The organism is Acinetobacter sp. BSP-28 (assembly GCF_044130285.1).
Classification (GTDB): domain Bacteria; phylum Pseudomonadota; class Gammaproteobacteria; order Pseudomonadales; family Moraxellaceae; genus Acinetobacter.
In genome coordinates, this window is the sequence record NZ_JBIQOB010000005.1 from 107,691 (window position 1) to 122,479 (window position 14,789).

The following is a 14,789-nucleotide window of genomic DNA, read 5'->3' on the forward strand; positions in this document are numbered from 1 at the left end:
TCATTAACATATGAAGGCTGCTCTGTTATATTTTGCCGATTGAACATGATTTGAGGCAACTTGTTTGGCTACTCCTTTTTGGTACAACGCAGCACTGACTCTGATTAAGCCATTGTATAAATGGCAGATTAAAAAACGTGCGCTGAATATGGAGCAATTGCAACAAGAATGTCTTGAGCGCTTTGGTCCATTTCAGGAACCGAAAAACCTGCATGCCCTCTGGTTTCATGTGGTATCGGTTGGAGAAACCAACGCGGCCCAGCCTTTAATTGAACATTATCTCAAACTCGGTCATCCGGTACTGGTTACCAATACAACCAAGACTGGACAGGCCCGGGCCAAATCGCTGTTTTTAAAAGCACCTTATGAACATCTGTTTCAGGCCGTGTATTTGCCTGCCGATCAGAAAAAATTAGTTCAGGCGTTTTATCAAAAATATCAGCCCAAAGTATTGGCGTTGGTGGAAACTGAAATCTGGCCGAATTTAATTGATCAGGCGCAGCAATTTAAAGTGCCATGTTTACTGATTAATGCCCGGCTTTCGGAAAAATCTGCCAAAGGTTATGCCAAGGTTCAAGGGCTGACCCAAGGCATGCTGAATGGTCTGGAACGCTTGCTGACTCAGGATCAAGCCGCTTTAGATCGCTACCGCAATTTAGGCATGGCTGAGCAAAGAAGCCAAGTACTCGGCAGTATTAAATTTGATATTCATGCACCGGAAAGCTTTATTCAACAAGCGCAGCAATTACAGCAAGACTGGCATTTATCGGCACGTAAAATCATCACCATCGCCAGTACCCATGCCCCTGAAGAACAGAAACTGTTAACGGCTTTAAAGCCTGATTTAGCGAAACATCCAGAACTGCTCGTCATTGTAGTGCCACGTCATCCGGAACGTTTTGATGAGGTGTTTCAGATTGCCCATAACTTAGATCTAAACACCCAACGTCGCAGTTTAGGGGAAGCTATACAGTCAGATACCCAAGTCTATTTAGCCGATTCAATGGGGGAAATGTGGCTGTGGTATGCACTCAGCCAAGCCTGTTTTGTCGGTGGTTCATTGAATGAGCCAGGGGGTGGGCATAATATTTTAGAGCCGGTTGCATTAAATGTGCCGACTGTTTTAGGTAAAAATTACTTTAACTTCCAGACTATTGTCGATGAATTTGTAGCTGTAGACGGTGTGAAAGTCGTGGATGATGCAGAGCAGGCGGCGAAAGTTCTGATGGAGCTGTTAAATGATCACAGCGCTGCAGACCAGCTGAACCAGCATGCGCAGAAAATTATGTTGCAGAACAAGGGTTCTTTAGCCAAACATATTGCGGTGATTGATCAGTATATTTAAATATTTCAAATTCACCATACGGCCTCATTTTGACAGAAAAGTTTAAATGCTGATTCGTAGGCAATCTCTACTTTTGAGGGATCAAAAGTAGCAAAAATCCTTTGCTGATCTGATACAGCATCCATGCTGTACAGATCAGCGGGCGACATCCCTGTCGCCTCCCGCGTATCTTATTATATTGAACTATTCTGTAGCTGAAGATTATGAACATCGTCCTCCTTGACCCACGCCAAACTGAATCAGAAATCTGGACGATTAGTTCGAAACGTCAGTTAGAGCATCTACAGCAACATCTGGAGATTGCAGTCGGTGACACGCTGAAAGTGGGTATTCGTGATGGAAAACGTTATCTGACCGAAATTGTGGAAGTGAGCGAACACGCGATAAAATTAAAACCGCTCAAAGAAGAAATCATCCCTGCAAAACTTCCTGTGACTTTAATTGTCGCCATGCTACGTCCGAAAGTACTACGCCGTCTGATTATGGATAGCGTGACTTTAGGGGTAGAAAAAATTATTTTGCTGCATAGCTATCGGGTAGATAAAAGCTATTGGCAGACGCCTTTTTTACAACAAATCGATCATTATGTAACTCTGGGGCTGGAACAGGCCGGAGATACGGTTGCACCAAAAATTGAAATCCATAAACGCTTTAAACCTTTTGTTGAAGATGTGCTGCCGGGTTTAATTACGGCAGAATGTCCTGCCTATGTGGCCCATCCTTATGCAGACTTGAAAATGCCGTTTGCGATTGATCATCCCTGTACGATCGTGATTGGCCCAGAGGGTGGTTTTATCCCTTATGAAATTGATTTACTGATAAAAAACGGCTGCCAAGCGGTGAGCTTAGGCAACCGTATTATTCGAACCGAAACCGTAATTCCTTATGTATTGGGCCGCTTATTTAGCGCGTGCTGATTCAGCCATTTCCGCTCCATCATTTCCCCGGTAGACTTTTACTTCCTGTACTGGGTAAGGAATAGAAATGTTGTGTTCAGCGAAGGCTTCAATCACATGTTCTTGAACGTCACTGATGGATGCCGAGGTTGTGGTTTCAGTGGTGTCTACCCACCAGCGCACATTCAGGTTAATTGAGAAATCCGCCAGCGCACTGACATTTACACTAAATGCTGGCTGGCTGAGGATGGTTTGGTCTTTATCCAAAATGCCCATGATGATGTTTTTGGCTTTTTGCACATCATCTTCATAGCCAATGCCGACCACAAACTCACAGCGGCGACGTTGATAGGCAGTATTTACCGTTACCGGGCTGGTATAAACCGTTGCGTTTGGAATCACGATACGACGGCCATCGGGTGAACGCAAGAACGTCGCACGGATCTGGATATCTTCAACCGTACCTTCCATGCCCGACACGATAATGTCATCGCCAATTTTGAACGGTTCGCTCAGTAAAATCAGAATACCGGAAAGCAGGTTCTGGAAGATGTCCTTGAACGCAAAACCGATCGCGACCGAACCAATCCCTAAGGCACTCATCAGCTGACCTGGGGTGAATCCTGGAATGGCAATGACCATGGCAATCAGGAAACCAAAGAAAATAATGGCTGAACTACCAACACGGTTGAGTACCAGAACTAAATTTTGTTTGGTATAGGTACGGTCTGCCAATGCTTTACGGACAAAAAATTTAAATAATTTTGACAGTAAATAGAAGATGGTGAATACCACCAACGCAATACAGATATAAGGTAAACGTTCCCAGAATGCCTCGACAAATTTATCGATGGTCGAGTAGGCATCATTGTATTTTTCGGTATGTTCAAGCACGGTTTGTGCCGTTTTTTCACCTGCTTCATGCAACAGATCGGATGTGCCCTGAGTCACTTCACTCAAGGCATTGTTTTGTTCAGCCACTGGTTTTCCGGATCATAAAAATTATGCGTTATTTTGCCTGAAACGCAGCAATAATTTAACCAACCATACGGGGTATTCACTGTAGTTTTGTGAAGAAACTGTCAGCAGCTTTTAAAAATATTGCGTGCCTTTTTGAATCACTTCTTGCGGCATTTCCAGTTCACCGGTACCGAACATATAAGACACCATGCTGCCTGAAGCCAGAAAACTCAGTACTGTAATGATGATCATCAACCAGGCCAATATTTTTTCCCAAACCGGTGTTTCGCGCGGCAGCCCATAGTTATTGATGCCTTTGGTTCCAGACCCCAAAAGCAAATACAGCCCCATAAAAATATTCACCAGTGGCAGCAGAAACAGCAGGATCAGCCAACCACTACGGTTCAGATCATGTAAACGGCGTATGGTAATCACGATCAAAAAATAGATATACAGCACCAGAATGGCCACAAAGCCCAGTCCGGCTATTCCTGTCAGGGTGTTGACGAACTGATTGTCCATCGACAAGGTATGGATGTTAAAGATACCCATCGTCAGGCTAAGAGCTATAGTGGCAAAGAAAGCAATCAAATGCACAAACCCATACCAGCCAATTGAACTCAGACGACCAAAACGACCTTCGGGAGAGAGCGGATTATCTGCCTTGGCCGGTTGGGAGCGTGAAAAAAAGGGGGAGGAGTCTTGCGGATTCATACGCGTTTTCCGGATAAAATTTAGATAAGAAAAATGTTGTATTTAGCAGAGTTAAAAGTACATTTTATGGTTAAATTATAAGATTAAATCAACAGATCAGATACGAATAAAACCATATTTTTTGTTGAATACGATAAGGGGTCTGTGTTTTAAATTGTATAAATAAACTACGACCAAAGCATGATTGAAGCGGTTGAAAAACAATCGTCATACTGTAAATATGCAGTCAATAAAAAAGCAATAACGCGGCATAACATCTCGTGATGAGATGAATAAGATCAAGGAAGTAAATAATGAATGAGATCTATCCTGTACCAGAAGAATTTAAAAAAACCGCTCGCACCAATGAGTCTGAATATTTCGAGCGCTATCAGAAATCCATCGAACAGCCTGATGAATACTGGGCTGAACAGGCCAAAAAGCTGGATTGGATCAAACCTTTTACCCAAGTCAAAAATACCAGTTTCGACAAGGACAATTTCAAAATTGAATGGTTTGCCGATGGGCAACTGAACCTCAGTGCCAACTGTCTGGATCGACATCTTAAAGAACATCCGTATAAACCGGCGATTATCTGGGAAGGTGATCATCCTTCACGACATAAAATTATTTCCTTTAACGAACTCTATGATGAAACTTGCCGTTTTGCCAATGTGCTGAAGAAGAACGGGATTAAAAAAGGCGACCGGGTGGTGCTGTATATGCCGATGGTCTCGGAAGTCGCGATTGCAATGCTGGCCTGTGCCCGGATTGGCGCCGTACATTGCGTGGTGTTTGGCGGCTTTTCACCGGATTCTCTGGCCAGCCGGATTGAAGACTGTCAGGCCAAAATGGTCATTACTGCCGATTCCGGCATGCGCGGCGGTAAGCCGATTCCATTGAAAGAAAATGTCGATGCTGCACTGAAAGTGCAGGGCACCGAGTCTGTTCAAAATGTGATTGTGGTACACCGTACCGGCAACCCGATTGAAATGCAGCCAGGGCGTGACTTGTGGTATCACATGGAAATCATGTCGGTCAATGAAATCTGCTCGCCTGAACCGATGAATGCCGAAGATCCTCTATTCATTCTCTATACCTCAGGTTCCACCGGCAAGCCGAAGGGCGTGTTGCATACTACCGGTGGTTATCTGACCTATGTGAATTCCACTTTCCGTGAAGTGTTCGATATTAAACAAGACGATGTGTTCTGGTGTACTGCGGACGTAGGCTGGATTACCGGACACTCCTATGTGCTCTATGGTCCACTCTCCAATGGAACCACGACGGTGATGTTTGAAGGCGTACCGCAATATCCAACCTGGGCACGTACCGGCCATATTGTCGATAAGCATAATGTCACCATCCTCTATACGGCACCCACGGCCATTCGTGCCATGATGCGTGAAGGCGATGCTTTTGTTCGCGAAAGTGACCGCAGCAGCTTGCGCCTGATCGGTTCGGTGGGTGAGCCCATCAACCCGGAAGCCTGGAACTGGTATTACACTGTGGTCGGTGAAAGCCGCTGTCCAATTGTCGATACCTGGTGGCAAACCGAGACAGGCGGCATCCTGATTTCACCTTTGCCAGGTGCAACCGATTTAAAACCGGGTTCTGCGACCCGACCATTGTTTGGTATCCAGCCTGCCATTGTGGATGCAGAAGGCAAGGAGCTGCAAGGCGAAGCGGAAGGCAACCTGATCATCAAGGATTCCTGGCCGGGGCAGATGCGTACCATCTGGGGTGATCCGGCGCGATTTATCGAAGCCTATTTCTCGACTTATCCGGGAAGTTATTTCACTGGAGACGGTGCCCGCCGTGACAAGGATGGTTATTACTGGATTACCGGGCGGGTAGATGATGTACTAAATGTTTCCGGTCACCGTTTGGGTACGGCAGAAGTGGAAAGTGCTTTGGTGGCACATGAACATGTGGCTGAAGCGGCGGTGGTCGGTATGCCGCATGACATTAAGGGACAGGGCATCTGTGCATTTGTTACCTTGCAGGCCGATTTTGAGGAATCCGAAGAGCTGCGTAATGAACTGATCAACTGGGTACGTAAGGTGTTGGGACCTGTGGCTACACCGGATGCCTTGCATTGGGCACCGGCTTTACCGAAAACCCGTTCCGGTAAAATCATGCGCCGTATATTAAGGAAAATTGCCGCCAATGAACTGGACACTTTAGGAGATACTTCAACCCTAGCCGATCCACAGGTGGTAGATAATCTGATTGCAACGGTCTATCCCGACAAATAAGTCATTTATAAAAATACCGCCGCATTCTCAGGCGGTATTTTTATTTTATGTATAAGCACAGCAGGCATTCAGATAAAGTAGCAAAACATCATCTGCTAAGCTAAAAATATAGCAATAATCAGATCATATTATGAATGCTTCATCCCCGCTTTTAACTTCAAATCCATTACACATCGCTCAACAACTTGCGGAACAGTTTGCAACCACTGCTGCTGAACGTGATAAACAGGGTGGCAACCCAAAACAGGAGCGTGATTTAATCCGTCAAAGTGGTTTACTGGGACTTGCTATTCCAACCCAATATGGTGGACAGGGTGCGGGCTGGAAAACGGTTTTTCAAACTATTCAAACGATTGCCCAGGTCGACAGTTCACTGGCACATGTTTATGGTTTTCATCATTTGCTGATTGCGACGGTGCAACTGTTTTCACAGCCTGAACAGTATGGCAAATGGTTTGAGCAAACTGCAAAAGAAAACCTGTTTTGGGGCAATACTTTAAATCCATTAGACCGACGAACCACCGCAGTCAAAGTGTCTGAAAATGAATATCTATTTCATGGTGACAAAAGCTTCTGTTCAGGTTCGATCGATTCCGATGTATTGCTCTGCTCAGCTTATAACGATGAAGGTAAATTGTTGATAGGTGTGATTCCGACAGCCCGAGAAGGGGTGAGCTTCTTAGGTGACTGGAACAATATGGGACAACGCCAGACTGACAGCGGTACCAGTCATTTTGAGCAAGTCAAAATTCAACATCATGAATTACTGCTCAATCCGGGGCCATTGAGTACCCCTTATTCGAGTTTACGTCCGCTGATTGCCCAACTGATTTTTGTGCACCTGTTTTTAGGCGTAGCAGAAGGGACTTTTGTAACGGCTAGACAAACCGTACAGAGCCAAAAAGCCTGGTCAAAATCTTTGGCGGAACATGCGGTCAATGATCCGTTTACGCAAAAGCACTTTGCCGAATTTTATGTACAGCTGGAAGGCGTGCGTTTACTGGCAAATAAAGCCATTGAGACCTTGCAGTGGGCTTGGAATATCGGTGAAGCACTTACAGCTGAGCAACGTGGTGAAGTCAGTATTGCTATTGCGACATCAAAAATTGCCGCGACCAATACTTCGCTGTATATCACACAAAATATTTTTCAGGTGATGGGGGCACGTGCGACCACAACCCAATTAAATCTGGACCGTTTCTGGCGTAATGTGCGTACCCAAACTTTGCATGATCCGGTGGATTATAAATATCAGGAAATTGGGGAGTGGGTGTTAACGGCTAAAGTACCTGATCCAAGTTTTTATTCGTGATGGAATAAGTAAAAGCCTTCTTTTAGGTGGTTTTTACTTTTAGGTTTTAAAAATGAATTAAGAGCGTGGAACGTGAAAAATCACTTAAAAAAGCCTAATTTGTGAAGACTAGGCTTTTAGTGATATTTAAATAATTGATTTATATAAAATAAATTTTAATTTCGTATAAGGTGTATTATGTTAATTTTAGAAAAACTAAAATTTAGTGAGTTTTTTTGTGAGTAATAATGCATTAACGTGGTTGGGGCTCTTACTTGGATTCCTACTCTATCCAATAATTATGTTCTTTCTGCTCGCTCAAAGACACAGTGGTTTAAACTATATTAATGATTTATCTAGTTTTAATAAAATAGTTGTTTTCATATCTTGTGCTTTAATATTTCTCATACCAACTTGGAATGAAAGATGTCTTATAGACAGTGAAGGGAAAAGCCCACATTGGTATCAAAGATATTTTGTGCCTTTGATATATTTCATAATTGGAACCATTTTTACAGGAATGTTCTTCATTTTAATTATTAGATAGCTTTTCCAAATGACCTCTATAGCTAAATTACTTTTTTATGATACATTCTTATAATTATAAGATATTGATATAATTAACTTTATTAAAGATATTCTTCGTAACATGCAAAATCAGTTTAGCTATATCTAACATAATGGCTGTTATACGAAATAAAAAAGGAAGGAAAGGCAGTGGGAGATTTTTTAATATTTATTGGACTAATCATCAGTATTGTAGGGACGTTTATTGGTCCTCATGTATTTCGTGAAAAAGTAAATAATCATATGGATGCAAAGGCAGCAAGCTTCTTAGGAATGTTACCTGGTGTCTTAGTTATGTTTGTTGGTTCTTTCTTTAAATAAAAAACCTATAGCCATCAAGTATATCTTTAGAGTGAATAGCCACCGATCTGACGATTTAAACGTCTTTTTAATACAAAAAATGAAATAAAGAGAATGGATAGGATTAATAAAAAACGTATTACATAAATCGGAAATACTAACGATTTCTCCCAGCGTTTACTTACATTCGGATCAGTAATAAATACAAAATTATCATCTGAAGTGGTTCTCTGAAAAATAATTTTTTTTATCAAAATATTAGATTTTGAAACTGAGTTAGTATCAATTATTTCGCCTTCTATTTTTATTATATTTTTCAATTGGTTGATCTCACAAAAACTCTCATTTTTACTTTCTAAATATGCACAATTAGCTATGTGTTTTTTCTTATCTTCAACCAAAATTAGAGATGTCATTCTCCCCTGTTTTATATCAAAAGCAGGACATTTTAAATGGTTTATCGCATAGACATTTTAATTGGTGAATAACATCAAAAAATGAGATTATCTTTATGATAATTAAAGAAATTTAAAAATTCGTATAATGGCCATTATGTTAAATAGAGGAGCATACTTAAGTACTTGTATATTATGTTTGTGATTGATCAATAAAAATTCAATTTGATCCTTTGTCGTGAGTTATTAATTCTTCCAGGGCCGAAAGAATCCACATATTTTACGAATGAAAAATGGCCGACTCTGTACGCTGTGGCGCACATCAATTTAAGGATTTTGCGGATGGGCGCAGCCGAGTTTTTTTCCTATGATGAATTCATACAGGAACAGGATGTTCCGGAACATAAAACAACAATAAAACGTTCAGACACCAGGATCGTGAAGCAAGACAGGAGTCATGCTTAACTACCCCATACGAAAAAGCCCGACAGGATGTCGGGCTTTTTTTATATCATTTTATTAAGCCACAATTACTTTGCTGCCTGTTCTACGGCAGGTGGTGAACCTACAGGCTCTTGGTGAGCAGAAGCGGGACTTATCTTTTTATTGATGGACCGATGATCAATCATTGCACCCATGGGTGATACACGCCAAATCATATTGCCCACATCATCAGCGACCAATATCGCTCCGAAACGATCAACCGCTACCCCAACAGGCCGTCCAAGTGCCTCACCTTGATCATTTAAAAAACCGCTTAATACATCTTGGGGCATACCCGAAGGTTGGCCATTTTGAAAGGGCACAAAAATGACTTTATAGCCGCTATGCGGTTTACGGTTCCATGAGCCATGCTGACCAATCACTGCACCACTGCGATATTGCGGCATTAATTGAGCCGTATAAAATGTCAGGCCTAAGGAAGCCGTATGGTTACCCAGAGCATAATCGGGCTTAATCGCACGTGCGACCAGCTCAGGGTTTTGAGATTTTACCCGCGTGTCTACATGTTGGCCATAATAACTATAGGGCCAGCCATAAAAAGCCCCATCTTGCACTGAAGTCAGATAATCGGGCACCAGGTCGTTGCCAATTTCATCGCGCTCATTCACCACCGTCCATAACATGCCACTCTGCGGTTGCCAGTCCATCCCATTCGGGTTACGCAGCCCTGTGGCAAAGGGTCGTGCTTTGCCACTGACGATATCAAACTCCATAATCAGAGCACGCCCGACTTCTTTATCGAAGCCATTTTCCGCCACGTTACTGTTTGAACCCACCGTAATATAGAGTTTGCTGCCCGCAGGGTTGGCAATGACGTTTTTGGTCCAATGATGGTTTAGGGAACCACCGGGTAAATCCAGGACTTTGCTGCCGCTTGCGGTAATTTGAGTTGCGCCTTTTTGGTAAGGAAAGCGCATTAAAGCGTCCGTATTGGCCACGTAAAGCGTATTGCCGACCAGTGCCATACCAAACGGAGAGTTCAGATTTTGTAGAAATATGGTTTTTTGATCAGCCACACCGTCGCCATTGCAATCACGCAGCAAACTAATACGGTTGGCACTTGGATGTGATGATCCTGCACGCTTCATCATCAGCGTCATGATTTTGCCTCTAATGCCCTTGCTGTCATCGGGTTTGGGCGGTGCATCGGTTTCGGCTACCAACACGTCACCATTCGGCAACACATACAGCCAGCGCGGATGATCAAGTTCTTTGGCAAAGGCTTGTACTTTCAGACCCGCAGCAGGGGTGGGCATAGTATCGGCAGGCCAGCCTTTGGCAGGAGCAATATTCACCGTAGGGAACAAACTTGATTTGGGTTCAGGCAGATGAGGTTGGGGGCCATAGCTGTCTGAAATTGGGGACCTGGATGGTGATGCGCATCCTGTTAATGCCAATACAATGGCAGAGCCCGCAAGGGGCAGTAAAAATTGAGCAGACATCTTTATTTCCAGCTTATTTTTTGTCGCTATCGCCTTACTTTAAAATTTCGTTCAGGCAGCCACCATGTTGTTCTTGTTTTTTCTGGTTGCCAATTGGTTATTGCCTTTGGGCGATGAGTTATGCCAGCCATGGCAAAAGAAACTTTTGATTCGCACGGAAGAGTGGATTGCTATTTTTTGCATGGAACTCTTCTATTTAAGCTGCAATTTCTGAGGCACAAAAAAATCCCCCAAGCCGAGCCTTGAGGGAGAATTGGAGATGCCATTTCATTATTATAGTTTGAGTCCGTGCAAGGTCTGTTTGATTACCGAGATTAAGCAGACTTAGGCGTAACAACAGCGAGCTGCTGCGCTTCCAGCTCACGGACCAATGGCAACACTTTTTGTCCAAAATATTCAACTTCTTCAATGAAATGCAAGAAGCCAGACAAAACCAGATCTACCCCCACTGCTTTCAGTTCAACAATACGTTCCGCAATTTGTTGCGGCGTACCAATCAAATTGGTTTTAAAGCCATCGTTGTACTGCACCAGATCTTCAAAGGTCGATTTTGCCCAGTTACCTTCACCCTCTGATGTTGCAGCACCCGCTTCACGGGTGGCATCACCAAAAGACTTCACGGCTTGCACATTGGCTTTAGCCACAATTTCCTGCAATACAGCTTGAGCTTCTTCTTCAGTATCACGGGCAATAATGAATGCATTGACACCAATTTTCACCGCATGGTTATTGGCTTTGGCTTTTTCACGGATATCATCAATTTGTTTCTTCAACTCTTCCGGTGTATTGCCATTGGTAAAGTACCAGTCTGATACACGCGAAGCCATATCTCGCGCTGCACGAGAGCTACCGCCCTGGAAGATTTCAATATGTGGTTTTTGCACCGGCTTTGGACTTAGGGTGTAATCTTTGAATTGATAGTATTGACCCTCAAAAGTGAAATTATCCTGTGTCCAGACACCTTTTAAGCTGCGAATGAATTCTTCTGAACGTGCATAACGCTGGTCATGTTCAGGCCATTCTTCGCCAATGGCATCAAACTCACCACGGAACCAGCCACTGACTACGTTAATGGCAATACGCCCATTGGTTAGGTGGTCAATCGTTGCCAATTGCTTTGCAGCCAGTGCCGGTTTCCAGGGACCTGGCAAAATTGCAGCGATCACTTTGAGTTTTTCCGTTTTCGCCAGGATGCCATGACTGAAGCTAACCGATTCGTGCTGGTTTTCTGCATTGTAACCGGCAGTAAAACGAATCTGGGTCAAGGCATATTCAAAGCCGCTTTTTTCTGCGGCTTGCGCCAAACGGACGTTATAGTCATAACTCCAGTCTGTGCGCTGTTCAATATTGCTCACCACCAAACCACCACTGACGTTTGGCACCCAATAAGCAAAAGTAATGTTTTTATTTTGTACTGACATTCTGTCTACCCTCAGGATGTAATTTTTTAGTGCTCTTAAGCCACCTGTGACTTCGGTGTTTTTTTGCTGTGCAGGCGCGCTTCGGCAGCATCCAGACTTGGCACAGCAGCAGAAGGAAGTACTTCTTCTTGTTCAATCTGTTTGTTGATACCCAGGTTCTGGTTGGCTTGCTGAGATTTCTCTTTCACGACTTCAGCACGTTGGCCTTTGGCAGGTGCCCACTCAAGGATTGGCAATGCACGTGCTACAGCAAGGGTAATGCGGTCACGCAGCAGTTCACTGTGAATGGTATATTCAGGGGTAAAGTCTCGGTCTGTTGCATAAACGCCGATTGGTAAAGTCTGTGCCTGGAAAAAGCTGAACAGTGGACGCAATTGATGTTCAAGCACCAAAGCATGACGCTCACTACCGCCAGAAGCTGCAAGGAGTACCGGCACATCGACCAGTGCAGTTTGTTCTACAAAGTCAAAGAAGTGTTTGAAAAGACCGGTGAACGAGGCACGGTAAACCGGTGTACCGACAATGAGGGCATCCGCTGCTTCAACAGCTGCCAAGTCATCTTGCACACGTTGCGGCAACTGGTTGCGGTAAATTGCACCGCCAAGTAAAGAACCGATTTCGCTAAATTTAATAAAATGAACATTGATTGGTGTTGCTTCACCTAATTCATCAATAATGGCTTGTACCAAAGCTTCGGTCTTAGAAGGATTGTTTAAGCCCCCTGATACAGCAACAATATTCAACGGTTTTTGCGCATTTAAAATAGACATTTTTGAATAACCTAAAACATAAAATCTCGGAATAGCTTTATTAATCAACAGCAGCTTTACTCTGTAAAATAAGCAAATCGAGAAAAGTTATCTTATTTTCAGATATCAAGAAAAAAGTTACTAAAATGTGCAGTTATCTTCTTTAGTACTTTGATTTTTATATTTATCTTCATTGTTAATAAGCATTTTGAATTAGTTGATAAAATTTATATCAAAATATGATTAGGTTTGATGATTTTGCGAAAAACCTTAAAAAAAGACGTTTTTTGAGAAAATAATCTCATATCAGATGAAAAAAGTTATTGATTGCATATCCTTAATAGTACTTGTGTGGTTAGAATAAGCTTAATGTGCACAAGATCCTCATGTTGCTTATGAATATTTTAATCGTTGATGATCATCCACTGTTTCGTCATGCCTTGATTCAAGCCGTTCGTTACAGCTTGCCGCAAGCGCAAATTCAGGAAACAGCTACAGTAAATGAGTTTTATGAACGCTTAGATAATGGGCCGGAACCAGATTTGGTTTTACTGGATCTCAATTTACCGGGAGCTTCAGGCTTTTCGGCTTTAGTACACGTTCGTGCACAATATCCGTCCATTCCGATTATTGTGGTTTCTGCGCATGAAGAAGTGTCGATTATTCAACGTGCCATAGCACATGGTGCGATGGGATATATTCCGAAATCTGCGCATCCAAGCCATATTGGTGAAGCGATCCGTCAGGTACTGGAAGGGGAAATCTGGTTACCGCCAAATTTACCTGCTAACATGAATTTTGACCCGCGTGCAGCAGATGAAACTGCATTAGCAGAACGTATCCAGTCACTTACACCGCAGCAGTTCCGTGTATTGATGATGGTGGCGGAAGGTTTGCTGAATAAACAGATTGCCTATGAACTGGACGTTTCCGAAGCGACCATTAAGGCCCATGTCACGGCCATCTTCCGTAAACTGAATGTACAAAACCGTACTCAGGCCGTATTGGCCATCAGTGCCCTGAATATCGAAGAAAAGAAAATGTAATCTGCTGCATACAGCATTGAATGAAGAAAAAGGCACTTGATTAAAGTGCCTTTTTTTTTGAGCAATGCCTTTCAATGTTAAAGCATTTAGCGCTTTACATTAGGCGACGCAGCTTTGTCTGGGGGTATTGTCGGTGCAAAATAAAGGATTTAATGCACATTGCAGGTCATCAATTTGCTCTTGAGTGACATAGGCTTTCTCTTTCAGATATTCAGCCACACTGTCATCGCGCAAACTTAAGAAGGCTGCATCATATACGCCTAAATCGACAAATAAAGCTGCCGTTTCCAGACTGTTAAAGCGGTCTAAATAGACATCACTGCCATATAGCAGAAAAATATGATCTTCATTGGCATGAGCATGGATTCCTAAGTGCTTTGCCAATTCCAGAGGTGGGGTTTTAATAAATAGCAGATCAGAGAGTTCATCAAATTGGGTAGTATCCAACAGATCCTGATTGGTTTTGACTTTTCCAAGCCATGCCTTAAATACCAGCACTGCACCACCACGCAATAACATGCTCCAAATCTGGTGACGTACTGTATCGGTTAAGTCCTTAGATTCGGCTGCTAAAGACTGGACCAGCTTGTCTTCCTGTTCAGCGAGGCGATCAAATAGCCCTAGGCCTTGCGGTTTATAGGCAGCCGGGCTAAAGACATCAAAATTCAACTCATCGAATACCTGTAAAGCAAGCGGAACAGCACTTTGATACAAGGTATTCAACGCCTGAATGTGAGTGTCCTTCAAGTGACTGGGTTTAAATAATTCGGTCCATTGAATTTCGGGTAACAGGGCATTGGCACCATATTGACGATAAAATTGTTGCGATTGATCTACGCCATGACTTCCGGCTTCAGAAATGTTCATCTTAAACTCCTGTATTTTCTATGATGATCAGTTTCTTAGGCAGTGTTTTGAGGCA

Annotated in this window: 13 protein-coding genes; 6 read left to right on the forward strand and 7 right to left on the reverse strand. The window is 43.1% G+C overall.

All coding sequences use genetic code 11. From position 1 onward, the window contains the following. Nucleotides 1-64: 64 nt before the first annotated feature. A complete protein-coding gene (locus ACE01R_RS05210) occupies nt 65-1,345 on the forward strand; it encodes a 3-deoxy-D-manno-octulosonic acid transferase (RefSeq protein WP_395548628.1) in 1,281 nt (426 codons plus the stop codon). Nucleotides 1,346-1,548: 203 nt separating this feature from the next. Continuing rightward, the gene (locus ACE01R_RS05215) at nt 1,549-2,262 is read left to right on the forward strand and encodes a 16S rRNA (uracil(1498)-N(3))-methyltransferase (RefSeq protein ID WP_395548637.1); all 714 of its coding nucleotides are present in this window, start codon (nt 1,549-1,551) and stop codon (nt 2,260-2,262) included. Here ACE01R_RS05215 and ACE01R_RS05220 read toward each other — a convergent pair. After that, nucleotides 2,245-3,222 (reverse strand): mechanosensitive ion channel family protein, encoded by a 978-nt coding sequence (locus tag ACE01R_RS05220; protein WP_395548640.1) that lies wholly within the window; start codon nt 3,220-3,222, stop codon nt 2,245-2,247. The genes ACE01R_RS05215 and ACE01R_RS05220 overlap by 18 nt on opposite strands. Nucleotides 3,223-3,333: 111 nt before the next feature. After that, a complete protein-coding gene (locus ACE01R_RS05225; RefSeq protein WP_395548641.1) occupies nt 3,334-3,915 on the reverse strand; it encodes a DUF805 domain-containing protein in 582 nt (193 codons plus the stop codon). Nucleotides 3,916-4,208: 293 nt separating this feature from the next. Between ACE01R_RS05225 and acs the strand changes: the two genes are divergently transcribed. The 3 genes from acs (at nt 4,209) to ACE01R_RS05240 (ending at nt 8,331) form a co-directional block, all read left to right on the forward strand. After that, complete coding sequence (gene acs, locus ACE01R_RS05230; RefSeq protein WP_395548643.1) at nt 4,209-6,152, forward strand: acetate--CoA ligase; 1,944 nt, start codon at nt 4,209-4,211, stop codon at nt 6,150-6,152. Nucleotides 6,153-6,282: 130 nt separating this feature from the next. Beyond that, complete coding sequence (locus tag ACE01R_RS05235; RefSeq protein ID WP_395548647.1) at nt 6,283-7,464, forward strand: acyl-CoA dehydrogenase family protein; 1,182 nt, start codon at nt 6,283-6,285, stop codon at nt 7,462-7,464. 696 nt (nt 7,465-8,160) lie between these two features. Beyond that, nucleotides 8,161-8,331, forward strand: a complete 171-nt coding sequence (locus ACE01R_RS05240) for a hypothetical protein (RefSeq protein ID WP_162622360.1) — start codon at nt 8,161-8,163, stop codon at nt 8,329-8,331. Between the two features lie 26 nt (nt 8,332-8,357). Here the strand turns inward: ACE01R_RS05240 and ACE01R_RS05245 are convergent, their stop codons facing one another. From ACE01R_RS05245 to msuE, 4 genes are all read right to left on the reverse strand, one after another. Then, nucleotides 8,358-8,726, reverse strand: a complete 369-nt coding sequence (locus ACE01R_RS05245) for a hypothetical protein (RefSeq protein ID WP_395548650.1) — start codon at nt 8,724-8,726, stop codon at nt 8,358-8,360. A 509-nt stretch (nt 8,727-9,235) separates the two neighbouring features. Then, the gene (locus tag ACE01R_RS05250; protein ID WP_395548652.1) at nt 9,236-10,651 is read right to left on the reverse strand and encodes a PQQ-dependent sugar dehydrogenase; all 1,416 of its coding nucleotides are present in this window, start codon (nt 10,649-10,651) and stop codon (nt 9,236-9,238) included. Nucleotides 10,652-10,965: 314 nt separating this feature from the next. Beyond that, entirely contained in the window at nt 10,966-12,072 is a 1,107-nt protein-coding gene (gene sfnG / locus ACE01R_RS05255) for a dimethylsulfone monooxygenase SfnG (protein ID WP_395548655.1), read from the reverse strand. Nucleotides 12,073-12,107: 35 nt separating this feature from the next. Further along, complete coding sequence (msuE, locus tag ACE01R_RS05260) at nt 12,108-12,842, reverse strand: FMN reductase (RefSeq protein WP_395548669.1); 735 nt, start codon at nt 12,840-12,842, stop codon at nt 12,108-12,110. Between the two features lie 374 nt (nt 12,843-13,216). On the opposite strand from msuE, the gene ACE01R_RS05265 reads away from it, so the two are divergent. Continuing rightward, nucleotides 13,217-13,867 (forward strand): response regulator, encoded by a 651-nt coding sequence (locus ACE01R_RS05265; RefSeq protein WP_395548685.1) that lies wholly within the window; start codon nt 13,217-13,219, stop codon nt 13,865-13,867. 99 nt (nt 13,868-13,966) lie between these two features. Here the strand turns inward: ACE01R_RS05265 and ACE01R_RS05270 are convergent, their stop codons facing one another. Continuing rightward, nucleotides 13,967-14,734 carry a hypothetical protein gene (locus ACE01R_RS05270; RefSeq protein WP_395548708.1) on the reverse strand — a complete coding sequence of 256 codons (768 nt, stop codon included), beginning with the start codon at nt 14,732-14,734 and terminating at the stop codon, nt 13,967-13,969. Nucleotides 14,735-14,789: the final 55 nt, after the last annotated feature.